Genomic DNA, 21,615 nt, shown 5'->3' with positions numbered 1-21,615 from the left:
ACCCACCCCCCCCCTTTCCCCCTCTCCCCCCCCCCCCCTCTCTTCCCTGCTTCCCGCTCTGGGGGGCCGGGGCCCCGGCCCCCGGGCCCCTCTTCGTCTTACGCGGAGGCGGTCTCCGGCTCGGCGGCCTTCTCCGGCTCGTCGGCCTTCTCCGTCACGGCGTCCGCTTCCGGCGCCTTCGGCTTGCGGTCGGAGTGCAGGCCGACCAGCGCGACCAGGACCACCAGCAGGAACGCGGCCCCGGCGAGCGCGAAGCTCAGCGTGAACTGGCTCTCCTGCGGCAGCGGCGGAACCCCGGCCGGCAGGTGCTCGATCGTCTTGGAGGCGAGCAGCGACGTGATCACCGCACTGGCGATCGCGCTGCCGACCGACCGGGAGATCGAGTTGATGCCGTTGGCGATGCCCGTCTGGTGGTGCGGGACGCTCGCCACGATCAGCGCGGGCATCGCCGCGTAACCGAAGCTGATCGCCACACCGATCACCATGCCGGCCATGATCACCGAGGCGCTGGAGTCGTGCGCGCCGGTCAGCCAGGCGAAGCCGAGGACACCGAACGCGGCACCGGCCGTCAGCGTGAAGCGGGCGCCGATGCGGCGCACCAGCATGCCGCCGGCCTGGGCGGCGACCAGGGACATGATCGTCGTGGGCAGCAGGTACTCGACCGAGGCGCGCAACACCGAGGCGGTGAACCCGTAGCCCGTGACCTTCTCCGGCATCTGCACCAGGTACGAGACGCCGATGAACTGCGAGAACATCGCGAAGCCGAGCAGCAGGCCGGCCAGGTTGGTGAAGAGCACCGGGCGGTGGGCGAACATCTTCATGTCCACCATCGGCGCCTTGACCTTGCGCTCGACCAGGACCCAGACCGCGGCCATCACGACGGAGGCGACGAAGAGGCCGAGGGTGCGCACGGAGGTCCAGCCCCACTCGTGGCCCTGCGAGATCGGCAGGAGCAGCAGGACGAGCACCGCGGCGAGGGTCGCCGCGCCGATCCAGTCGGTGCGCCCGCCGGGCTTGTGGCGCGAGGCCGGGACGCCCGCGACGACGGCGACCAGGGCGACGACGGCGAGCACGGCGGCCAGCCAGAAGACGCGGTGGTAGTCGGGGTTGTCGCCCTGGGTCAGCAGGCCGGCGCCGACGAGGGCGAGGCCGCTGCCGAACGCCAGGGTGCCGCTGACCAGCGCCATCGCGCCGTGCAGCTTCTCCGGGCGGATCTCCTCGCGCAGCACCGAGAGGGCCAGCGGGAAGATCGCGGTGGCGGCGCCCTGCATGACGCGGCCGACGATCAGCCAGAGCAGGGAGCTGGTGGTGGCCGCGAGGACCGAGCCCGCGACCATCAGCACCAGGACGCCTATGAGCGTGGGCTTCTTGCCGTGCATGTCGCCGAAGCGGCCGAGCAGCGGGGTGAAGACGGCGGCGGAGAGCAGGGTCGCGGTGGTGACCCAGCTGACGTTGGCGGTGGAGGTGCCGAGGTCGTTCTGGATGATGCCGAGGATCGGCACGACCAGGGTCTGCATCATCGAGACGACCATGGCGGCCAGCCCGAGGACCAGGACGAGCGCGGGGCCGCCGGTGGGGCGCGTGGGCGCCGCGTGATGTGTGGGAGTCACGGTTTCTTCCGTAGGAGTCCGGAGGGAGGGATGTGCTGGAGGCCGCCGGCGCTTCCGCGGACGCCTTCCGGCGCCCCTGCGAAGCTTGACTACCTCAAGTGCTTGATTACCCCAAGCAACTAGAGTGACGGTAAACCTCAAAGGTTGAGATCGTCAAGTTTCTCGCGGTAAGGTGGCGCCATGTCTGGAACCAGCCGCCCGGCCGCCGTGACCGACGCCGTCACGAACGACGCGCTCATGGACGCCCTCTGGGACTCCCTGGCGGACTACTACGGCGACTTCACCACCGCCGCCGCCGAGGCCGGCCTCACCGCCAGCCAGGCCAAGGCCCTCACCGTGCTGCGCCGCGGCCCCGCCGCCATGCGCTCCCTCGCCACCACGCTCCACTGCGACGCCTCCAACGTCACCGGGATCGTGGACCGGCTGGAAACCCGCGGCCTGGTCCGCCGCGAACCCAGCCCCACCGACCGCCGGGTCAAGAACGTCCTCCTCACCGAGGAGGGCCTGCGGGCCGTCGAGACCGTCCGCGCCGGGATGCACGGCACCCACAGCGCCCTGGACGCCCTCGCCACCGCCGACCGCGACGCCCTGCACGCACTGCTGCGCCGTCTGTTCACCGGCCCCGCCGCCCGCCCCGGCCCGCGCCCCCGGACCGTCGGCTGACCTCTGGTCCGCGGACCACCGGCTGACGCCTACGCTGGACGTATGAGTACGTTGCGCCGACGGGGCACGGTGACCGGGCTGCCCGAGTGGGACCGCTGTGCGGTGATGGGCGTGGTCAACGTCACGCCGGACTCCTTCTCCGACGGCGGCCGCTGGTTCGACACCGCGGCCGCGGTCAAGCACGGCCTCGACCTCGTCGCCGAGGGCGCCGATCTGGTGGACGTCGGCGGCGAGTCGACCCGCCCCGGCGCCACCCGCGTCGACGAGGACGAGGAGCTGCGCCGGGTCGTCCCCGTGGTGCGCGGCCTCGCCGCCGAGGGCGTCACCGTCTCCGTCGACACCATGCGCGCCAGCGTCGCCGAACAGGCCGTCGCGGCGGGCGCGTTGCTCGTCAACGACGTCAGCGGCGGCCTCGCCGACCCGAACATGATCCCCGTGGTCGCCGCCACCGAGGCCCCCTTCGTCGTCATGCACTGGCGCGGTTTCAGCCAGGACATGAACAGCCGGGCGGTGTACGGGGACGTGGTCGCCGAAGTGCTCGCCGAGCTCCACGCGCGCGTGGAGGCGGTCGTCGCCGGCGGCATCGCGCCCGAGCGGATCGTCATCGACCCCGGTCTCGGCTTCGCCAAGCAGGCCGAGCACGACCTGGCCCTCGTCGCCCACCTGGCCGAGCTGCGGGCGCTGGGCCGCCCCCTGCTCGTCGCCGCCTCCCGCAAGCGGTTCCTGGGCCACGTCCTGGCCGGCGACGGCTCCGGCCCGCCCCCCGCCCGCGAACGGGACGCCGCCACCGCCGCCGTCTCCGCCATCGCCGCCCACGAGGGCGCCTGGGCGGTCCGGGTTCACGAGGTCCGCGCCACGGCCGACGCCGTACGCGTCGCGCGCGCGGTCGAAGGGGCCTCGGGCGCGACGGCCGGGGCGACGGGAACTACGGGGGCGACGGGGATGACGGGGATGACGGGGACGGCCGGGCTCACCGGGACAGCAGGGCCCGCGTCGACGGCAGGGCTGACCATGTCGACCGGGGCGACCGGGGCGACCGCGTGACGGCCCGCACCGACGTCGAGGCGGTCGAGCAGGCCAACACCGCCTTCTACGAGACGCTGGAGCGCGGCGACTTCGACGAGCTCTCCGACCTGTGGCTCAGCGCCGCCGACGCCGGGGACACCTCCATCTCCTGCGTCCACCCCGGCTGGCCGGTCCTGTCCGGACGCGGCGAGGTGCTCCGCTCGTACGCGCTGATCATGGCCAACACGGAGTACATCCAGTTCTTCCTCACCGATGTGAAGGTCGTCGTCCTCGCCGACACCGCCCTGGTCACCTGCACCGAGAACATCCTCAGCGGCGGACCCGCCCAGGAGAGCGGCGAGCTCGGGCCGCTGGTGGGCCAGCTCGTGGTCGCCACCAATGTGTTCCGCCGCACATCCGAGGGCTGGAAGCTCTGGTCCCACCACGGTTCGCCCGTCCTGACCGAAACGGACGAGGACGAGGGGCCCCAGGACTGAAGCCCCGGATACCGGCGGCTGAACAGCCCGCTCCCGAGGGTTGAAACAGGAGGGCATGGGTAGGGGCGGGTACCAGTCCCGACGCCGTCTGTCCATAGCCCCCGTGGGCGAGCACTGTCAGTGCCCGCAGGTAGATTCGATGGTGGGTACGGAGCCGCCCGCACGCGGCGGGTGCCCGACCGACCAACGACAGCAGGAGTGATTCGCGTGGATCGTGTCGCGCTGCGCGGCCTCAAGGCCCGCGGGCACCATGGCGTCTTCCCCCGGGAGCGCGAAGAGGGCCAGACCTTCATCGTGGACCTGGTGCTCGGCCTCGACACCCGCCCCGCGGCGGCCGACGACGACCTGGCGAAGACCGTGCACTACGGCGTGGTGGCCGAGGAAGTCGTGGACGTCGTCCAGGGCGAGCCGGTCGACCTGATCGAGACGCTGGCCGAGCGCATCGCCCAGCAGTGTCTGAAGCATGCGGGGGTCCAGCAGGTGGAGGTGTGCGTCCACAAGCCCGACGCGCCGATCACCGTCCCCTTCGACGACGTGACCATCACCATCACCCGGAGCCGAGTATGACTGTGTCCTCCCACAAGAGCTCGCAGAGCGACCCGACCGTCCAGCCGGTGCCCACGTCCGTGGTCGAGCAGGTGGACGCGGCCGACGTCACCCTGTCCAACCCGCAACGAGCCGTGATCTCGCTCGGCTCCAACCTCGGCAACCGCCTGGAGACGCTCCAGGGCGCGATCGACGCGCTGGAGGACACGCCCGGCCTGCGGGTCAAAGCGGTCTCCCCGGTGTACGAGACGGAGCCGTGGGGCGTCGCCCCCGGCTCCCAGCCCTCGTACTTCAACGCGGTGGTCGTGGTGAAGACGACCCTGCCGCCCTCGTCCCTGCTGGAGCGCGGCCAGGCCATCGAGGAGGCCTTCGACCGGGTCCGCGAGGAGCGCTGGGGCCCGCGCACGATCGACGTCGACATCGTTGCCTACGCCGATCTCGTCCTGGACGACCCGGTCCTGACGCTCCCCCACCCGCGCGCCCACGAGCGGGCGTTCGTCCTCGCCCCCTGGCAGGACGTGGACCCCGAGGCCCAGGTCCCCGGCCGCGGCCCGGTCGCCACCCTGCTCGCCACGATCGGCCGCGAAGGTGTGCTGCCGCGCGCCGACCTGGAACTCCGCCTGCCCGAGTAATCGTTAGGCTGCTGACGGCGAGCAAGACCGGCGACATGAAGGGCACTCTTCGGTGAAACAACTGAGGCTGGGCGTACTGGCGGGACTCTTCGCCGTCGCCGGAGTGCTCTCCTGGGCAGGCGCCCGGCTGTGGGACTCCCTGGGCACCCTGCCGAGCGTCCCGCTGGCCGCGCCCATCGTCCTGGCCGTGATCGCGGTGATCCTCCTGGCCACGGCCCTCTCCATCCGCGCCCGCCTGCGCGCCCAGCGCGAACGACGCCCCGGCGCGAAGGGCGTCGAGCCCCTGATGGCGGCCCGCGCGGTGGTCTTCGGCCAGTCCAGCGCCCTGGTGGCCGCCCTGGTCTCGGGGATGTACGGCGGAACGGGCGTCTTCCTCCTCGGCTCCCTGGACATCCCGGCCCGCCGCGACCAGGCGATCTACGCGGCCTTCTCGGTGGCGGCGGGCATCGCGGTGGTCGCGGCGGCGTTCTTCCTGGAACGGGTGTGCAAGCTGCCGGACGACGAGGACGAGGGAGAGGTCCCGGCGGCTTAGCCGGGCTTCCTGGGGCGCCACGGCGGCTTGGCCGGGCCTCTGGGGCGCGGGAAAGCGCCCGACCGGACCTCGCCGGACCGAGCCGCGTGCCCCGTCAGCGGGCCATGATGAGGCTCATCGCCTCCGCGCGCGTGGCCGGGTCACGCAGCTGCCCGCGCACCGCGGACGTGATCGTCTTGGCGCCGGGCTTCCGTACCCCGCGCATGGTCATGCACATGTGCTCGCACTCCACGACGACGATGACACCCCGCGGCTCCAGGATCTCCATCAGCGAGTCCGCGATCTGCGTGGTCAGCCGCTCCTGCACCTGCGGGCGCCGCGCGTACACGTCGACGAGACGGGCCAGCTTCGACAGCCCCGTGATCTTTCCGTCCGCCGACGGGATGTATCCGACGTGGGCCACGCCCACGAAGGGCACCAGATGATGTTCGCAGCTGCTCATGACCTCGATGTCCTTCACCAGGACCATCTCGTCGTGGCCGAGGTCGAACGTCGTGGTCAGCACGTCCTGCGGCTGCTGCCACAGACCCGCGAATATCTCCCGGTAAGCCCGGGCCACCCGCCCCGGCGTCTCCCGCAGGCCCTCGCGGTCCGGGTCCTCGCCGACCGCGATGAGGAGCTCGCGCACGGCGTTCTCGGCCCGCTTCTCGTCGAACTCGCCGATACGGCCCTGGCCGTCCAGCGTCACCGGGTCGGTCATCTGTGCCTCGTTCCTCGTGTCTCTGCACGGACGTACGAAAGCGCCGCGCCCCCACAGGCTAAAACCTGGGGGGCGCGGCGTGCATTCCGGGTCCGGCGGGAGCCGAGGATCAGCTCTCGGGACGGTCCTCCGGGGCCGGGAGCTGCTCGGTCGGGACCGCGTCGGTCGGGGCCGAGCCGTTGGCGGTGGTGGCGCCGTTGGTCAGGGCCAGCTCCCTCGGCGACAGGACCGGCGGGCGCGTCGACGGCGTACGCCGCGAGGAGCCCGTCCAGGCCGGGCGCGCGGGGCGCCGGACGATGGGGGCGAAGATCTCGGCGATCTCCTCCTTGCCCAGCGTCTCCTTCTCGAGAAGCCGCAGAACCAGGTTGTCGAGGACGTCGCGGTTCTCGACGAGGATCTCCCACGCCTCGTTGTGCGCGGTCTCGATGAGCTTCTTGACCTCTTCGTCGACCAGCGCCGCGACCTCTTCCGAGTAGTCGCGCTGGTGCGCCATCTCACGGCCCAGGAACGGCTCCGTGTTGTCGCCGCCGAACTTGATCGCGCCGAGCCGCTCGGTCATGCCGTACTGCGTGACCATCGCGCGTGCGGTGGCCGTGGCCTTCTCGATGTCGTTCGCCGCGCCCGTGGTCGGGTCGTGGAAGACGAGCTCCTCGGCCGCGCGCCCGCCCAGCATGTAGGCGAGCTGGTCGAGCATCTCGTTGCGCGTGGTCGAGTACTTGTCCTCGTCCGGCAGGACCATCGTGTAGCCGAGGGCACGGCCGCGCGACAGGATCGTGATCTTGTGGACCGGGTCCGAGTTCGGGGAGGCCGCCGCGACCAGGGCGTGTCCGCCCTCGTGGTACGCGGTGATCTTCTTCTCCTTGTCGGACATGATCCGGGTCCGCTTCTGCGGGCCCGCCACGACGCGGTCGATCGCCTCGTCCAGCATGTGGTTGTCGATCAGCTTCTGGTTGCTGCGCGCCGTGAGGAGCGCCGCTTCGTTCAGCACGTTCGACAGGTCGGCGCCGGTGAAGCCGGGGGTGCGCCGGGCGACGGCCGCGAGGTCGACGTCCGGGGCGACCGGCTTGCCCTTCTGGTGGACCTTGAGGATCTCCAGACGGCCCTGCATGTCCGGGCGGTCGACCGCGATCTGGCGGTCGAAGCGGCCGGGGCGCAGGAGGGCCGGGTCGAGGATGTCGGGCCGGTTGGTGGCGGCGATCAGGATGACGCCGCCCTTCACGTCGAAGCCGTCCATCTCGACGAGCAGCTGGTTGAGGGTCTGCTCGCGCTCGTCGTGGCCGCCGCCGAGGCCCGCGCCGCGGTGCCGGCCGACGGCGTCGATCTCGTCGACGAAGACGATCGCCGGGGCGTTCGCCTTGGCCTGCTCGAAGAGGTCGCGCACCCGGGAGGCGCCGACGCCGACGAACATCTCGACGAAGTCGGAGCCCGAGATCGAGTAGAAGGGGACGCCGGCCTCGCCCGCGACGGCGCGCGCGAGGAGGGTCTTGCCGGTGCCGGGCGGCCCGTACAGCAGCACGCCCTTGGGGATCTTGGCGCCGACGGCCTGGAACTTCGCCGGCTCCTGGAGGAACTCCTTGATCTCGTGGAGCTCCTCGACGGCCTCATCGGCCCCGGCGACGTCCGAGAACGTCGTCTTCGGGGTGTCCTTGGTGATGAGCTTCGCCTTGGACTTCCCGAAGTTCATGACCCGGGAGCCGCCGCCCTGCATCTGGTTCATCAGGAACAGGAAGACGACGACGATGAGGACGAAGGGGAGCAGCGAGAGCAGGATTCCCACGATCGGGTTCTGCTTCGAGGGGGAGACCGTGTAGCCCTTGGTCAGGTCTCCGCTGTCGAACTTGCCCTGGAGCTTGTTGGCCAGGCTGGTGCCCTGGGCGTCGCCGATGTAGCTCGCCTGGATCTTGTTGGCGCCCTTGACCTTCTGGCCGTCCTTGAGGTCGACCTTGATGACCGACTCGTCGCCGGTCGTGATCTTGGCTTCGTCTACCTGGTTCTTGTCGATCGCCTGGACGACCTCGGAGGTGTCCACCGTCTTGTAGCCGCCCGACGAGCCGACGACCTGCATCAACACGACCACGGCGAGGACGGCCAGCACGATCCACATGACCGGCCCACGGAAGTATCGCTTCACGTCCATCCATACGGAGCGAGAACGCCCCGTCCCTCCTGCCCGTAGGTAAATGCTGCTGTGAGTAAAGACTGTTCTTCGGACGGTACCCCAGCATTGTCACCCGAGACCGCAAGGGACGGCTGACAAACCCGCCTTCCCAAGCTCCAACGCGGGAGGGGGGCTCCGAGTTCCCGTCCGGGTGCCCGGTTCAGCCGCCGTAGACGTGCGGGGCCAGCGTCCCGACAAAGGGGAGATTGCGGTACTTCTCGGCGTAGTCAAGGCCATATCCGACGACGAACTCATTCGGAATGTCGAATCCGATCCACTTCACGTCGATCGCGACCTTTGCGGCATCCGGCTTACGGAGCAGCGTGCAGACCTCCAGGGAGGCGGGCTCGCGGGACCCGAGGTTGGAGAGCAGCCAGGACAGCGTGAGGCCGGAGTCGATGATGTCCTCGACGATCAGGACGTGCTTGCCCTTGATGTCGGTGTCGAGGTCCTTGAGGATGCGGACGACGCCGGAGGACTGGGTGCCCGCTCCGTAGGAGGAGACGGCCATCCAGTCCATGGTCACCGGGGTGGACAGCGCGCGGGCCAGGTCCGCCATGACCATGACGGCACCCTTGAGGACGCCGACGATCAGGAGGTCCTTGCCCGCGTACTCCGCGTCGATCTTCGCGGCCAGCTCGACCAGCTTGGCGTCGATCTCTTCCTTGGTGATGAGCACCGACTGGAGGTCGGTGCCCATGTCCTTCTCGTTCACCCGGGCCGCTTTCTTGGTTCGTTGTACGTCACTGAGCTCAGCTCTGCCGGATGACCAGTCTGCCACCCTGCCGCCGTGCCTCGACGCGCCCGGGGAGGTTGATGGCCCGCTGGCCGCGCCAGCCCGTGATCAGGCGGTCGACCTCCTCGACATGGCGGGCGAAGAGCGAGCCGGCGGGGGAACCGGCGCGGATGAGGGCCTTGCGCAGCACCCGGCGGCGGACCGCGGCGGGCAGGGCGTAGAGCTTTCCGCACAGCAGCTCGCCGGCCTCGTCCCGGACCGAGGGGTCGGCCTCGGCGGCCCAGGCGTCCAGGGCATCGGCGTCGGCGCGGGAGAGCTCGGCGGTACGCGCCAGGGCCTCCACGACGCCTTTGCCGAGCGCCTTCTCCAGCGCGGGCAGGCCTTCGTGGCGCAGCCGCGAGCGGGTGTAGGCGGGGTCGGCGTTGTGCGGGTCGTCCCAGACGGGCAGCGACTGGACCAGACAGGCCTTGCGGGCGGTGTGCCGGTCGAGCTGGAGGAAGGGGCGGCGGTAGCGGCCGTGGGCGCCGGAGACGGCGGCCATGCCGGACAGGGAGCGGGTGCCCGAGCCGCGGGCAAGGCCGAGCAGGACCGTCTCCGCCTGGTCGTCGCGGGTGTGGCCGAGCAGGACCGCGGCGGCGCCGTGGCGCTCGGCGGCGGCGTCCAGGGCGGCGTAGCGGGCGTCGCGGGCGGCGGCCTCGGGGCCGCCCTCGCGGCCCACCTTCACGGTGATGGCCTCGACCGGGTCGAGCCCCAGCGCGGTGAGCCGGGCGGCGACCTCGGCGGCGCGCTGGTCGGAGCCGGGCTGGAGGCCGTGGTCGACGGTGATGGCGCCGGCGCGGACGGAGAGCTTGCGGGATTCGAAGGCGAGGGCGGAGGCGAGCGCCATGGAGTCGGCGCCTCCGGAGCAGGCGACGAGGACCAGGGGTCCGTCGGCGCCGCCCTCGCGCGCGGTGGCGCGCGGGAGGTCGAGGGGGGTGTCGGGGGGCGGCGTGCGGCCGTCGTGGAGGACGAGCGCGTCGCGCAGGACGTCGTGGAGTACGCGGCGGACCGCCAGGCGTATCGCCGCGACCGCAGGATGGGGACCCATGTCCGGTGCCCTTCGGTGAAGTTGGGGGGTGCCTCGGGACGAGGGAAAAGATCGGTCACACAGAGTGCGTAGATGGTGACAGAACCGAGCCGATACCCGAGCATTGCACGCCTACCCATGCCCTACGGTCCCTCGGATGGGTGATCCTGCGCATTTCCGGGGGACAGCCGGGGCCTCCGGGTACGGGGGTGCGGTCGGCGCTCGCCCGCTCAGCCGTCCGTCCTGCTGTGCACCCGCGCGACCCAGTCCGCCGGTTTGGCGATCTCGGCCTTGGTCGGGAGTGTGTTGGGGGAGGTCCAGACCCGGTTGAAACCGTCCATACCGACCTGATCGACGACGGCCCGGACGAACCGTTCGCCGTCGCGGTACTGGCGCAGCTTGGCGTCGAGGCCGAGGAGCTTGCGCAGGGCCTGGTCGAGGCGGGAGGCGCCCTTGGCGCGGCGCTGCTGGAACTTCTCGCGGATCTCCGCCACCGAGGGCACGACCTGCGGTCCCACGCCGTCCATCACGAAGTCGGCGTGGCCCTCCAGGAGCGACATCACGGCGGTGAGCCGGCCGAGGATCTCCCGCTGGGCGGGCGTCTGCACCAGCTCGACCAGGGATCGCCCGCTGTCGCCCTCCTCGCCCTCGGGGCGGCTTCCGGCGAGCGACTGGGCGGCCTCGCGCAGCCGCTCCAGGACGGTCATCGGGTCGACGTCGGTCTCCCCGAGGAATGACTGGATTTCGCCCTCCAGGTGGTCGCGCAGCCAGGGCACGCCGGTGAACTGGGTGCGGTGCGTCTCCTCGTGCAGGCACACCCAGAGCCGGAAGTCGTGCGGGTCGACGTCGAGCTCGCGTTCCACGTGGACGATGTTGGGCGCGACCAGGAGCAGCCGTCCGCCGCCGTTCTCCCCGGCCGGGAGCTCGCGGGTGGCGGGCGCGAACGTCTCGTACTGCCCGAGCACGCGCGAGGACAGGAAGCTCAGCAGCATGCCCAGCTCGACGCCGGTGACCTTGCCGCCGACCGCGCCGAAGACGGCGCTGCCCGGGCCGCTCCCCCGGCGCTCCTGCATCTTGTCGAGCAGGGGCTTCAGAAGTTCCCGGAAACCGGCCACATTGGCCTTGACCCAGCCCGCGCGGTCGACCACGAGGACGGGGGTGTCGGCGGGCCGCACACCCTCCGGGATCATCCGCGTGAACGCCCGTACGTGTTCCTCCGAGGCCTTCGCGTGCCCGCGCAGCTCCGCGACGACGGCCCGTGCCTCGTCGCGGCTCACTTCGGGCCCCGGCCTCACCAGGCGGGTCGCGGTCGCCACCGCGAGGTTCCAGTCGACCATCCCAGAGGAAGCGGCACCACCGATGCTCGTCATGCGTCAACCGTACGTTGTCCTCCCGCGCGGGGGAGGAGGGCGGACGCCGGGTGATTACGGGGCGGGGACCGGGGAGCCGGCCCGGCAGCCGCACCGGGCGAGCCGCTCGGCGAGGCGGTCGAGGGCGTGCTGGGCGGCGTCGGGGCCGGGGGTGGCGGAGGCGAGGAAGGCGAAGGTGAGCAGATGGCCGTCGGCGTCCACGACCGTGCCCGCGAGCGCGTTGACGCCCGAGAGGGTGCCGGTCTTGGCGCGGACGAGTCCGGTCCCGGCGGAGGCGGTCCCGTAGCGGGCGCGCAGGGTGCCGGTGAACCCGGCGACCGGCAGACCGGTGAGGACCGGCCGCAGCTCCGGGTGGGCGGGGTCGGCCGCGCGCGCGAGGAGCAGGGTCAGGAGCTGGGCGCTGACGCGGTTCTCGCGGCTGAGGCCGCTGCCGTCCGCGAACCGGGCTGCGGCGGCCTGCGGGAGGCCGAGCGCGGCGATCCGGTCGGCGACCGCCTTGGCGGCCCCGTCGAAGTCGGCGGGCCGTCCGGCGGCGATGGCGGTCTGGCGGGCGAGCGCCTCGGCGAGGTCGTTGTCGCTGTTGGTGAGCATCCGCTCGACCAGGTCGGACAGCGGCGCGGAGAGGTTGCGGGCGAGCTCCCCGGCGCCCTGCGGGGCCCGTCCCGGCCGGGGAGGGCCGGCGGTGATGCCGCGCTCGCGCAGGAACGAGGCGAACGTACGGGCGGTGTCCCCGGCCGGGTCCCAGCCGCGCGGCGCGGGGCCGCTGTCGCTTCCGTCCACGCGTGCCTCGTCGGTCATCAGGGCGACGACGGGCGCGATGTTCTCGTTCGGGCCGATGGGGTGGCGCTCGGGGCCGCTGTAGCGGGAGAGGTCGTAGGTGAGGGAGGCGGTGGTGGCGCCCCGGGCGCGCAGGGCGCGGGCGGTGGCGTCGGCGAGGGCGCGCAGGCCGTCCTTGCCGAGCGTGGGGTCGCCGCCGCCGACCAGGGTGAGCTCGCTGCCGGTGGCGGGGGCCACGACGGTGGTGGGGATGCGGTGGCCGGGGCCGAGCGCCGACAGGGCGGCGACAGCGGTGGCGATCTTGACGGTGGAGGCGGGCGTCATGGCGGTGTCCGCGCGCTGCCCGTAGAGCTGTCTGCCGGTGACCGTGTCGTACACGGCGGCGGAGGGCTGCGGGCCGAGGCCGGGCGAGGTGAGGAGGGGGCCGAGGACCTGGTCGAGCGTGCTGTCCGCCGGCGCGTCCGCGGGGGCGCTCAGCGCGGCGAGCACGCCCCTGGCGCTGGGCGCGGGCGCCGGTGAGGGGGGCGCGCCCAGGTGATGTGCGCCACCTGTTGACCGGTGAGCCGCTGCGCGGTCGCGCTCGGCCGTACGCTGACCCGAGTCCCAGGGACCGGCCGTTGCCACCGCTCCGGCCGCCACTGCCATGCCTACCGCAGCCGCACCCGCGATGAGCTGCCATGTCTTGGGTCCCGGCACCGAGGACCAGCCCCTTTCGCGATCACACACCTGCGTGAGGGACACTTAATCACCAGAACTGCGTCTTGCCGCGAACATGGCACACCGGGTCAGCACCGGCGGCCCCATCCGGCTGAGTGTCCCGGGCCCGACCCGGGGGACGCGGGAACCGACCAATGCATGTGCTGATCATGGAGGAGAGCCACCCGTGGAGTTCGACGTCACCATCGAGATCCCGAAGGGTTCGCGGAACAAGTACGAGGTGGACCACGAGACCGGCAGGATCCGCCTGGACCGTCGCCTCTTCACCTCGACCAGCTACCCGGCGGACTACGGCTTCGTGGAGAACACCCTCGGCGAGGACGGTGACCCGCTGGACGCGCTGGTCATCCTGGACGAGCCGACCTTCCCGGGCTGCCTGATCCGCTGCCGCGCCATCGGCATGTTCCGCATGACCGACGAGGCGGGCGGCGACGACAAGCTGCTCTGCGTGCCGGCGTCCGACCCGCGTGTCGAGCACCTGCGCGACATCCACCACGTGTCGGAGTTCGACCGCCTGGAGATCCAGCACTTCTTCGAGGTCTACAAGGACCTGGAGCCCGGCAAGTCCGTCGAGGGCGCCAACTGGGTCGGCCGCGCCGAGGCCGAGGAGGAGATCAAGGCCTCCTACAAGCGCCTCGAGGCGCAGGGCGGCGCGCACTGACGCGCCTGTGAACCGGTACGACGACGGGCGGTGCACCTTCCGGGGTGCGCCGCCCGTTGTCGTACGACTTGATGATCGCCCACATACTGGGCACACGCTTGCGTACGCAAGGGACCGGAGGGAGGCAAGGGGTGCCTGAGCAGCAGGAGCCGGAGGAGCGCAAGCCCTCTGACGAGGCGCGGAGCGCCTTCGCGGCTCCCGACGGGGTGGCGCAGCCCGGCCCTCTGGAGGAGGACGCGCCGACCTCCGAGTTCGCGCTGCCCGCCGGGGTCCCGGAGCCGGAGCCGGCACCCGAACAGGCCCCCGCGTCGGCCTTCGCGCCGCCCAGCACCTACTCGGCCCGCGAGGCGCCGTCCGCCACCGTCACCACCGCGGGACTGCCGCTGGTGCGCCTGTCCAAGGACGCGCCGTGGCAGGACCGGATGCGCACCATGCTGCGGATGCCGGTGGGTGAGCGGCCGGTACCGGAGACGCCCCTGAAGACCGATGACGCCGGGCCCGCCGTGCCGCGCGTGCTCGACCTGACGCTGCGTATCGGTGAACTGCTGCTCGCGGGCGGCGAGGGCGCCGAGGACGTCGAGGCGGCGATGTTCGCCATCTGCCGCAGCTACGGCCTGGACCGCTGCGAGCCGACGGTGACCTTCACCCTGCTCGCCGTCACCCACCAGCCGTCCCTGGTGGACGACCCGGTCACGGCGAACCGGACGGTACGCCGCCGGGGCACCGACTACACGCGCCTGGCGGCCGTCCACCGGCTCGTCACGGACATGACCAGCTCCGACCACGACGTCACCCTGGAAGAGGCCTACCGCCGCCTCGCGGAGATCCGCCGCAACCGGCACCCGTACCCCGGCTGGGTCCTGACCCTCGCCGCGGGCGTCCTCGCGGGGGCGGCCTCGGTGCTGGTCGGCGGCGGCGTGACGGTGTTCCTGGTGGCGGCGGCAGGCGCGATCCTGGGCGACCGGCTCGCCTGGCTCTGTGCGGCGCGCGGACTGCCGGAGTTCTACCAGTTCGTGGTGGCGGCGATGCCGCCCGCGGCGATGGGGGTGGCGCTCAGCCTGCTCGGCTGGGATCTGCGGCCCTCCGCGGTGATCACCGGTGGACTGTTCGCCCTGATCCCCGGACGGGCGCTGGTGGCCGCCGTGCAGGACGGCCTGACCGGCTTCTACATCACCGCCTCCGCCCGCCTGCTGGAGGTCACGTACTTCTTCGTGGCGATCGTGATCGGCGTGCTCACCGTGCTGTACGGGGGGCTCCAGGTCGACGCCAAGCTGAACCCGGAGGGCGCCCTGAGCCCCATCGAGCGGCCCGTCGTCCAGACGCTCGCCTCGATGGCGCTCTGCCTGACCTTCGCCGTGCTGCTCCAGCAGGAACGGTCCACCGTGTGGATCGCCACGCTGAACGGCGGGGTCGCGTGGGTGATCTACGCGTCGATCGCGGTCACCGCCCACGGATCGCCCATCATGGCGACGGCGGTGGCGGCGGGTCTCGTCGGCCTCTTCGGGCAACTGGTCGCGCGCTACCGCAACACCTCGGCGCTGCCGTACGTGACGGCGGCGATCGGGCCGCTGCTGCCGGGCAGCGCCACGTACTTCGGGGTGCTGGCGATCGCCCAGAACCACCGGGACCAGGGCCTCGCCAACATTCTCAAGGCGGCGGCGCTGGCGATGGCGATCGCGATCGGGGTGAACCTCGGGAGCGAGATGTCGCGGATGTTCCTCAAGGCGCCGGGGGCGGCCCGCAAGGCGGCGAAGCGGACGCGCGGCTTCTGACGGGCGGGGGGGCTTCCCGCGCCCCCGCGGGGCGCCCCCGTACGCAGGAGTCAGCGCTTCGCGTGCCGCCTGCGCTGGGGCGGGCGGGGCGAGCCGATGTCGGCGGGGCCCCGGTCCCCCGCTCCCGCCTTCTTCGCCTTGGAACGCGCCCGCAGGAACTCGATCGCGATCGGGACCACCGAGACCAGGACGATCGCGACCAGCATCAGCTCGATGTTCTTGTGCACGAACTCGACGTTGCCCAGCGCCGCGCCCAGCAGCGTCACGCCCGCGCCCCACAGCGCGCCGCCGATCACGTTGTACGTGATGAAGGAGCGGTAGTTCATCCGGCTCACGCCCGCGATGATCGGCGTGAACGTCCGGACGATCGGCACGAACCGGGCCAGCACCAGCGATTTCGGACCGTACTTCTCGAAGAAGTCGTGGGCCTTCTCCACGTTCTCCTGCTTGAAGAGCTTGGAGTCCGGCCGGTTGAAGAGCGAGGGGCCGACCTTGCGGCCGAAGAGGTAGCCCACCTGGTCGCCCAGCACGGCGGCGGCCACCACCAGCAGGCACACCAGCCACAGCGGGGTGTCGATCTTGCCGCTGGTGACCAGCAGACCGGTGGTGAACAGGAGCGAGTCGCCCGGCAGGAAGAAGCCGATGAGCAGGCCGGACTCGGCGAAGACGATCACCAGCAGACCGGCCAGGCCGAACGACGACAGCAGCTGGTCGGGGTCCAGCCAGCTCGGACCGAGTGCGAGGGTGGTCACGGGTTCCGGCGCTCCTGGGTGAGGGTGGGGGCGGGGGGCGCGTAAGCGCGTGTTGACGGGCCAAAGCTATCAACGCCTCCGCCGGGCTCCAGGTTCCACCGGCCTCCTGGGGATGCGCTGTGCCCGGGCGGGTACGAAGCTGGGTCCCAGGATCCTCCAGGAAGGCGGCGCGATGAGCATCGAGGATTTCGGCGGCGGGCAGGGCCCGCAGTCCGACGTACTGGTCGTGACCACCAACGACGTGCCCGGCTACCAGGTCCAGCAGGTCATCGGCGAGGTCTTCGGTCTGACCGTGCGCTCGCGGCACCTCGGCAGCCAGATCGGCGCCGGCCTGAAGTCCATGATCGGCGGCGAGCTGAAGGGGCTGACCAAGACGCTCGTGCAGACCCGCAACCAGGCGATGGAACGGCTGGTCGAGCAGGCACGCGCGCGAGGGGCGAACGCCGTCCTGATGATGCGCTTCGACGTCACCGAGGCCGCCGACGTGGGGACGGAGGTCTGCGCGTACGGAACGGCGGTCGTGATCACGAAGCTCTGAGACGGGGACCTCGACCATGGCACTGCACCCGGGTGGCGGCGAGAAGGCGCGGGAGCACGAGAAGGACCACGGGCGGCTCGCCCTCAACCCGTTCTACGGGGAGGCCGACCCGGTCGGCTCCATGACCTCCGCGCCGCCCCGGCACCGGCTGCCGGACCGGCCGCTGGCCCCCGCCACGGCGTACCAGCTCGTCCACGACGAACTGATGCTGGACGGCAACTCCCGCCTCAACCTGGCCACGTTCGTCACCACCTGGATGGAGCCGCAGGCGGCGGTGCTGATGGCGGAGTGCCGGGACAAGAACATGATCGACAAGGACGAGTACCCGCGCACCGCCGAGCTGGAGCGGCGCTGTGTGGCGATGCTCGCGGACCTGTGGCACGCGCCCGACCCGGCCGGGGCCGTGGGCTGCTCGACGACGGGGTCGAGCGAGGCCTGCATGCTCGCCGGGATGGCGCTCAAGCGGCGCTGGGCGAAGCGGAACGCGGACCGCTACCCCGGGCGGGACGCGGTGCCGAACCTGGTGATGGGCGTGAACGTCCAGGTCTGCTGGGAGAAGTTCTGCGCCTTCTGGGAGGTCGAGGCGCGCCAGGTCCCGATGGAGGGCGACCGCTTCCACCTGGACCCGCAGGCGGCGGCCGAGCTGTGCGACGAGAACACGATCGGCGTGGTGGGCATCCTCGGCTCGACCTTCGACGGATCGTACGAGCCGATCGCGGAACTCTGCGCGGCCCTCGACGCGTTGCAGGAGCGTACGGGTCTTGATGTGCCGGTCCATGTGGACGGCGCGTCGGGGGCGATGGTGGCGCCCTTCCTCGACGAGGACCTGGTGTGGGACTTCCGGCTGCCCAGGGTCTCCTCGGTCAACACCTCCGGGCACAAGTACGGCCTGGTGTACCCGGGCGTGGGCTGGGCCCTGTGGCGCTCGGCGGAGGAGCTCCCGGAGGAGCTGGTCTTCCGGGTGAACTACCTGGGCGGCGACATGCCCACCTTCGCGCTGAACTTCTCCCGGCCCGGGGCGCAGGTGGTGGCGCAGTACTACACGTTCCTGCGGCTGGGCCGGGAAGGGTTCCGGGCGGTGCAGCGGACCACCCGGGACGTGGCGCGCTCGCTCGCCGACCGGATTGAGGCGCTGGGCGACTTCCGGCTGCTCACGCGCGGGACCGAGCTGCCGGTGTTCGCGTTCACCACGGCGCCGGAGGTGAAGCGGTTCGACGTGTTCGACGTGTCGCGGCGGCTGCGGGAGCGGGGCTGGCTGGTCCCGGCGTACTCGTTCCCGCCGCACCGCGAGGACCTGTCGGTGCTGCGAGTGGTGTGCCGCAACGGGTTCTCGTCGGATCTGGCGGGGATGCTGGTGGAGGACCTGGGGCGGCTCCTGCCGGAGCTGCGGCGGCAGAGCGCTCCGCTCGGGCGGGAGGAGGGGGAGGCCACGGCCTTCCACCACTGAGGTGAGGTGGGGCGGGGGGTGGTGGTGTGTGGTCTTGGGTGCGTGTTCGACTGCGGATCGTGCGTGGTTGCTCGCGCGGTTCCCCGCGCCCCTGTAGGGCACCCCGTCCGGCGGGGTACCCCAGAGCGGGCCACCGGCACCCTAGGGGGCGCTGTCGTCCGCCAGGACCCCCACGAACGGCTCTCCCTCGCCCCTGAACGTGTACGCGCCCGACGCGATCCTGGCGATCAGGCCGTCCGTCCACGCCGCCTCCGCGTCCGCCGAGTGGACCCACATGTTCATGATCTCGCCGATGTGGCCGAGGGACTCGGGCCCCTCCTCGGGGGTGTAGTGCTCGGTGACCCGGCTCCGCCAGGCCGCCAGGCGCTCCAGCCGGTCGCGCAGCAGCGCCATCACCTCCGCGCGCGGCAGGTCGACCATGAAGCCGATGGCCGCCGAGAGCAGGTCCATCTTCTGGTCGTACGAGGTCAGCGCGGCCCGCAGCAGCTTGAGGTACTCCTCGCGGCCCGCCTCCGTCAGCTCGTACTCGGTACGGGGCGGACCGCCCGCCGTGCTCGGCGCGATCTCGTGGGCGAGCAGCACGCCCTCCTTCGCCATCTGTTTGAGGGCGTGGTAGATCGAGCCGGGCTTGGCGTTGGACCACTCGTGGGCGCCCCAGTACTCCAGGTCGTTGCGGACCTGGTAGCCGTGCGCCCGGCCGTGCCGGCGGATCGCGCCGAGGACGAGGAGTCGGATCGCTGACATGCGCGTCAGCCTATGACCTCGGCCGTTCGCGGGAGCAACCAGCTCCGTGCTGGGAAGGGGGCGAGGGAGGGGATCAGAACGGGAACAGGCTCCTCCCGTGCTGCACGGAGATCCACTTCTGGGTGGTGAACGCCTCGATCGTGGAGTCGCCGTTCAGCCGCCCGAGCCCGGAGTACTTCTCGCCGCCGAACGACACCAACGGCTCGTCCTGGATGGTCGAGTCGTTGACGTGGATCATCCCGGTCACGATCCGCTTGGCGAACCGGACGCCCCGCTCCACGTTGCCGGTGTGGACGGCGCCGCTCAGACCGTACGGGCTGTCGTTGGCCATCCGTACCGCCTCCTCCTCGCCGTCGAAGGAGAGCAGCAGCACCACCGGGCCGAAGATCTCCTGCCGCAGCAGCGGGGAGTCCTCGGGCAGCCCGGTCAGCACGGTCGGCTCGACGAGGCTGCCGCGCGTACGTCCCCGTACGAGCGCGGTGGCGCCCTCGGCGAGGGCCTGGTCGACGAGCGCGGTGAGCGCGTCCGCCTGGAAGCTGTTGATGACCGGGCCGATGTCGGTCGCCGGGTCGGCCGGGTCGCCGGTCTTGAGGGCCGCGACCCGGGCGCAGAACTTCTCGGTGAACTTCTGCTCGATGCTCCGGTCCACCAGGACGCGGTTGGCGGCCATGCAGACCTGGCCCTGGTAGACGAAACGGCTGAAGACCGCCGCCTCGACCGCGTAGTCGATGTCCGCGTCGTCCAGGACCACCAGCGCGCTGTTGCCGCTCAGTTCCAGGATGGCCCGTTTGAAGTGGCTGCCCGCGACGGCGGCCACATGGCGGCCGGTGCGGTCGGAGCCCGCGAAGGAGATCACCTTGGGCACCGGGTGCTCTATCAGCGCGTCGCCTATCTCGGCGATATCGGTGACCAGCACGTTCAGCAGTCCGGCCGGCAGGCCCGCGTCCTCGAAGATCTTGGCGATGAGGCCGCCGCCGACCACCGGCGCGTTCTGGTTCGGCTTGATGACGACGGCGTTGCCGAGCGCCAGGGCGGGCGCGACCGACTTCAGCGTCACCAGGAAGGGGAAGTTGAAGGGGCTGATGACCCCGACCACGCCGACCGGCAGCCGGTAGACGCGGTTCTCCTTGCCGTCGACGGGCGACGGCAGGATCCGGCCCTCCGGCCGTATCGCCAGCTGTATCGCCTCGCGCAGGAACTCCTTGGCGAGGTGGACTTCGTACCCGGCCTTGAGGCGGGTGCCGCCCAGTTCGGTGACGATCGCCTCGATGATCTCCGGCTCGCGCTCCTCGGTGATCCGCAGCGCGCGCTCGAAGACCAGTCTTCGGCTGTAGGGGTTGGTCTCGCCCCAGCCGACCTGGGCGCGCTCGGCCGCGCGATAGGCCTCGTCGACCTCGTCCACCGTGGCGACGGTGATGGCGGCGAGCTTCTCCCCGTTGTACGGATCGAAGTCGATGATGTCCCACGACCCGCTGCCGGTACGCCACTCGCCGTCGATGTACTGGTGGGCCAGGTCGGTGAAGAAGGACATGCCATCCCTTACTGCTGCCACTGCGCCGCCACCGTGTCCGTCGTCGCGTCCACTGTGTCCCCCGCTTCCGCTACACAACCCTGATGTGACGTCATCGTACTGACGTATCAGATGAGTTGGAGCAGTCCACGGAGAAGATCGCGGCTCTCCTCCGGTCCCGGACTGTCCTTCTGGAGCCGTTCCATCGCCCGCTCGTACTGGGCGACCTCCTCCGGCTTGTCCAGGTAGAGCGAGCTGGTGAGCTGCTCCAGATAGACGATGTCGGAGAGGTCGGACTCGGGGAAGCGCAGCAGGGTGAACGCCCCACTCTCGCCCGCGTGGCCGCCGAAGCTGAACGGCATCACCTGGAGCGTCACGTTCGGCTGCTCGGACACCTCGATGAGGTGCTTCAACTGGCCGCGCATCACGTCCCGTTCGCCGTACGGGCGGCGCAGCGCCGCCTCGTCGAGGACGGCGTGGAACTTGGGGGCGCGCTCGGAGACGAGCGCCTTCTGGCGCTCCAGGCGCAGCGCCACCCGGCGGTCGATCTCCGCGCTGGAGCCGTTGGGCATCCCGCGCCGGACGACGGCGTTGGCGTACGCCTCGGTCTGCAACAGGCCGTGGACGAACTGCACTTCGTAGATCCGGATGAGCGAGGCCGCGCCCTCCAGGCCGATGTACGTCTGGAACCAGCCGGGCAGCACGTCGCCGTAACTGTGCCACCAGCCCGCGATGTTGGCCTCTTTCGCGAGCCCCAGGAGCGACGCGCGCTCGGCGTCGTCGGTGACCCCGTAGAGCGTCAGCAGGTCTTCGACATCCCTGGCCTTGAAGCTCACCCGCCCCAACTCCATACGACTGATCTTCGACTCGGACGCCCTGATCGAATACCCGGCGGCCTCACGGGTGATGCCCCGGGACTCGCGCAGGCGCCTGAGCTGTGATCCCAGCAGAATGCGCCGGACCACCGACCCGCTCGACTCTCCTGCGGTCACTTCGCTGTCCCTCCCCAACCGACGGTGCACGGCAGTCTGCCACCAAAACGCTTCACCCCGTACTCATTCGATTACGGAAATGGTCAAGCTCCGAAATCGGCCGCGGGAAGAAATGAGCAACAATCACCACGGGTTCGGACAGGCCTGGCACGTGCACGTGCATCTGCCCTTGCATCAGGAGCAGGCATTC

General features: G+C 71.2%; 21 protein-coding genes. 10 read left to right on the top strand and 11 right to left on the bottom strand.

Annotated elements, in window-relative coordinates:
- Nucleotides 1-98: 98 nt before the first annotated feature.
- Nucleotides 99-1,610 (bottom strand): MFS transporter, encoded by a 1,512-nt coding sequence (locus ABZ404_RS29460; RefSeq protein ID WP_358831921.1) that lies wholly within the window; start codon nucleotides 1,608-1,610, stop codon nucleotides 99-101.
- A gap of 237 nt (nucleotides 1,611-1,847) precedes the next feature.
- Here ABZ404_RS29460 and ABZ404_RS29455 point away from each other — a divergent pair, with 237 nt between their 5' ends.
- The 6 genes from ABZ404_RS29455 to ABZ404_RS29430 all read left to right on the top strand — a co-directional run bounded on the left by ABZ404_RS29455 (nucleotide 1,848) and on the right by ABZ404_RS29430 (nucleotide 5,485).
- Nucleotides 1,848-2,273, top strand: a complete 426-nt coding sequence (locus tag ABZ404_RS29455) for a MarR family transcriptional regulator (RefSeq protein ID WP_358831955.1) — start codon at nucleotides 1,848-1,850, stop codon at nucleotides 2,271-2,273.
- A 42-nt stretch (nucleotides 2,274-2,315) separates the two neighbouring features.
- Complete coding sequence (gene folP, locus ABZ404_RS29450; protein WP_358831922.1) at nucleotides 2,316-3,317, top strand: dihydropteroate synthase; 1,002 nt, start codon at nucleotides 2,316-2,318, stop codon at nucleotides 3,315-3,317.
- Nucleotides 3,314-3,775: a nuclear transport factor 2 family protein gene (locus ABZ404_RS29445; protein WP_358831923.1), complete on the top strand. Its 462-nt coding sequence runs from the start codon at nucleotides 3,314-3,316 to the stop codon at nucleotides 3,773-3,775. Before folP ends, ABZ404_RS29445 begins: the two co-directional genes overlap by 4 nt.
- A 207-nt stretch (nucleotides 3,776-3,982) precedes the next feature.
- Nucleotides 3,983-4,342 carry a dihydroneopterin aldolase gene (folB, locus tag ABZ404_RS29440; RefSeq protein ID WP_101389407.1) on the top strand — a complete coding sequence of 120 codons (360 nt, stop codon included), beginning with the start codon at nucleotides 3,983-3,985 and terminating at the stop codon, nucleotides 4,340-4,342.
- The gene (gene folK / locus ABZ404_RS29435) at nucleotides 4,339-4,953 is read left to right on the top strand and encodes a 2-amino-4-hydroxy-6-hydroxymethyldihydropteridine diphosphokinase (RefSeq protein WP_358831924.1); all 615 of its coding nucleotides are present in this window, start codon (nucleotides 4,339-4,341) and stop codon (nucleotides 4,951-4,953) included. Before folB ends, folK begins: the two co-directional genes overlap by 4 nt.
- A gap of 52 nt (nucleotides 4,954-5,005) precedes the next feature.
- Nucleotides 5,006-5,485 carry a DUF3180 domain-containing protein gene (locus ABZ404_RS29430; RefSeq protein ID WP_358831925.1) on the top strand — a complete coding sequence of 160 codons (480 nt, stop codon included), beginning with the start codon at nucleotides 5,006-5,008 and terminating at the stop codon, nucleotides 5,483-5,485.
- 94 nt (nucleotides 5,486-5,579) lie between these two features.
- Here the strand turns inward: ABZ404_RS29430 and folE are convergent, their stop codons facing one another.
- The 6 genes from folE to dacB form a co-directional block, all read right to left on the bottom strand.
- Entirely contained in the window at nucleotides 5,580-6,185 is a 606-nt protein-coding gene (gene folE / locus ABZ404_RS29425; RefSeq protein ID WP_358831926.1) for a GTP cyclohydrolase I FolE, read from the bottom strand.
- A 109-nt stretch (nucleotides 6,186-6,294) separates the two neighbouring features.
- Entirely contained in the window at nucleotides 6,295-8,322 is a 2,028-nt protein-coding gene (gene ftsH / locus ABZ404_RS29420) for an ATP-dependent zinc metalloprotease FtsH (protein WP_358831927.1), read from the bottom strand.
- Nucleotides 8,323-8,503: 181 nt separating this feature from the next.
- Entirely contained in the window at nucleotides 8,504-9,043 is a 540-nt protein-coding gene (gene hpt / locus ABZ404_RS29415) for a hypoxanthine phosphoribosyltransferase (protein ID WP_159689106.1), read from the bottom strand.
- Between the two features lie 52 nt (nucleotides 9,044-9,095).
- Entirely contained in the window at nucleotides 9,096-10,166 is a 1,071-nt protein-coding gene (gene tilS, locus ABZ404_RS29410; RefSeq protein WP_358831928.1) for a tRNA lysidine(34) synthetase TilS, read from the bottom strand.
- Between the two features lie 209 nt (nucleotides 10,167-10,375).
- Nucleotides 10,376-11,515, bottom strand: a complete 1,140-nt coding sequence (locus ABZ404_RS29405) for a zinc-dependent metalloprotease (RefSeq protein WP_358831929.1) — start codon at nucleotides 11,513-11,515, stop codon at nucleotides 10,376-10,378.
- A 54-nt stretch (nucleotides 11,516-11,569) separates the two neighbouring features.
- Nucleotides 11,570-12,937 (bottom strand): D-alanyl-D-alanine carboxypeptidase/D-alanyl-D-alanine-endopeptidase, encoded by a 1,368-nt coding sequence (dacB, locus tag ABZ404_RS29400; protein WP_358831956.1) that lies wholly within the window; start codon nucleotides 12,935-12,937, stop codon nucleotides 11,570-11,572.
- Nucleotides 12,938-13,175: 238 nt separating this feature from the next.
- Here dacB and ABZ404_RS29395 point away from each other — a divergent pair, with 238 nt between their 5' ends.
- Nucleotides 13,176-13,670, top strand: coding sequence for an inorganic diphosphatase (locus tag ABZ404_RS29395; protein WP_101389400.1), 495 nt, complete (start codon nucleotides 13,176-13,178; stop codon nucleotides 13,668-13,670).
- A 71-nt stretch (nucleotides 13,671-13,741) separates the two neighbouring features.
- The gene (locus ABZ404_RS29390; RefSeq protein WP_358831930.1) at nucleotides 13,742-15,442 is read left to right on the top strand and encodes a threonine/serine exporter family protein; all 1,701 of its coding nucleotides are present in this window, start codon (nucleotides 13,742-13,744) and stop codon (nucleotides 15,440-15,442) included.
- Nucleotides 15,443-15,492: 50 nt separating this feature from the next.
- Here the strand turns inward: ABZ404_RS29390 and ABZ404_RS29385 are convergent, their stop codons facing one another.
- The gene (locus ABZ404_RS29385) at nucleotides 15,493-16,194 is read right to left on the bottom strand and encodes a VTT domain-containing protein (protein WP_358831931.1); all 702 of its coding nucleotides are present in this window, start codon (nucleotides 16,192-16,194) and stop codon (nucleotides 15,493-15,495) included.
- A gap of 172 nt (nucleotides 16,195-16,366) precedes the next feature.
- On the opposite strand from ABZ404_RS29385, the gene ABZ404_RS29380 reads away from it, so the two are divergent.
- Together ABZ404_RS29380 and ABZ404_RS29375 are read left to right on the top strand one after the other, a co-directional pair.
- Nucleotides 16,367-16,732: a YbjQ family protein gene (locus ABZ404_RS29380; protein WP_358831932.1), complete on the top strand. Its 366-nt coding sequence runs from the start codon at nucleotides 16,367-16,369 to the stop codon at nucleotides 16,730-16,732.
- Between the two features lie 16 nt (nucleotides 16,733-16,748).
- Complete coding sequence (locus ABZ404_RS29375; RefSeq protein WP_358831933.1) at nucleotides 16,749-18,179, top strand: glutamate decarboxylase; 1,431 nt, start codon at nucleotides 16,749-16,751, stop codon at nucleotides 18,177-18,179.
- Between the two features lie 141 nt (nucleotides 18,180-18,320).
- Here ABZ404_RS29375 and ABZ404_RS29370 read toward each other — a convergent pair whose 3' ends face one another.
- The 3 genes from ABZ404_RS29370 to ABZ404_RS29360 all read right to left on the bottom strand — a co-directional run bounded on the left by ABZ404_RS29370 (nucleotide 18,321) and on the right by ABZ404_RS29360 (nucleotide 21,425).
- Complete coding sequence (locus tag ABZ404_RS29370) at nucleotides 18,321-18,923, bottom strand: PadR family transcriptional regulator (protein WP_358831934.1); 603 nt, start codon at nucleotides 18,921-18,923, stop codon at nucleotides 18,321-18,323.
- 73 nt (nucleotides 18,924-18,996) lie between these two features.
- A complete protein-coding gene (locus tag ABZ404_RS29365) occupies nucleotides 18,997-20,454 on the bottom strand; it encodes an aldehyde dehydrogenase family protein (RefSeq protein ID WP_358831935.1) in 1,458 nt (485 codons plus the stop codon).
- Between the two features lie 107 nt (nucleotides 20,455-20,561).
- A complete protein-coding gene (locus tag ABZ404_RS29360; RefSeq protein ID WP_358831936.1) occupies nucleotides 20,562-21,425 on the bottom strand; it encodes a helix-turn-helix transcriptional regulator in 864 nt (287 codons plus the stop codon).
- Nucleotides 21,426-21,615 lie beyond the last annotated feature (190 nt).

This window comes from Streptomyces sp. NPDC005878 (assembly GCF_040629815.1).
Classification (GTDB): Bacteria; Actinomycetota; Actinomycetes; order Streptomycetales; family Streptomycetaceae; genus Streptomyces.
This window is presented reverse-complemented; position numbering and strand designations above follow the sequence as displayed.

What these genes read in the sequence shown, in the direction of transcription:
- folE (WP_358831926.1), bottom strand. Translation starts at nt 6,185, where the DNA reads ATGACCGACCCGGTGACGCTGGACGGCCAGGGCCGTATCGGCGAGTTC.
- dacB (WP_358831956.1), bottom strand. Translation starts at nt 12,937, where the DNA reads ATGGCAGTGGCGGCCGGAGCGGTGGCAACGGCCGGTCCCTGGGACTCG.
- ABZ404_RS29390 (WP_358831930.1), top strand. Translation starts at nt 13,742, where the DNA reads ATGATCGCCCACATACTGGGCACACGCTTGCGTACGCAAGGGACCGGA.
- ABZ404_RS29375 (WP_358831933.1), top strand. Translation starts at nt 16,749, where the DNA reads ATGGCACTGCACCCGGGTGGCGGCGAGAAGGCGCGGGAGCACGAGAAG.
- ABZ404_RS29455 (WP_358831955.1), top strand. Translation starts at nt 1,848, where the DNA reads ATGGACGCCCTCTGGGACTCCCTGGCGGACTACTACGGCGACTTCACC.
- folP (WP_358831922.1), top strand. Translation starts at nt 2,316, where the DNA reads ATGAGTACGTTGCGCCGACGGGGCACGGTGACCGGGCTGCCCGAGTGG.
- ABZ404_RS29380 (WP_358831932.1), top strand. Translation starts at nt 16,367, where the DNA reads ATGAGCATCGAGGATTTCGGCGGCGGGCAGGGCCCGCAGTCCGACGTA.
- tilS (WP_358831928.1), bottom strand. Translation starts at nt 10,166, where the DNA reads ATGGGTCCCCATCCTGCGGTCGCGGCGATACGCCTGGCGGTCCGCCGC.
- hpt (WP_159689106.1), bottom strand. Translation starts at nt 9,043, where the DNA reads ATGGGCACCGACCTCCAGTCGGTGCTCATCACCAAGGAAGAGATCGAC.
- ftsH (WP_358831927.1), bottom strand. Translation starts at nt 8,322, where the DNA reads ATGGACGTGAAGCGATACTTCCGTGGGCCGGTCATGTGGATCGTGCTG.
- folK (WP_358831924.1), top strand. Translation starts at nt 4,339, where the DNA reads ATGACTGTGTCCTCCCACAAGAGCTCGCAGAGCGACCCGACCGTCCAG.
- ABZ404_RS29405 (WP_358831929.1), bottom strand. Translation starts at nt 11,515, where the DNA reads ATGACGAGCATCGGTGGTGCCGCTTCCTCTGGGATGGTCGACTGGAAC.
- ABZ404_RS29370 (WP_358831934.1), bottom strand. Translation starts at nt 18,923, where the DNA reads ATGTCAGCGATCCGACTCCTCGTCCTCGGCGCGATCCGCCGGCACGGC.
- ABZ404_RS29365 (WP_358831935.1), bottom strand. Translation starts at nt 20,454, where the DNA reads ATGTCCTTCTTCACCGACCTGGCCCACCAGTACATCGACGGCGAGTGG.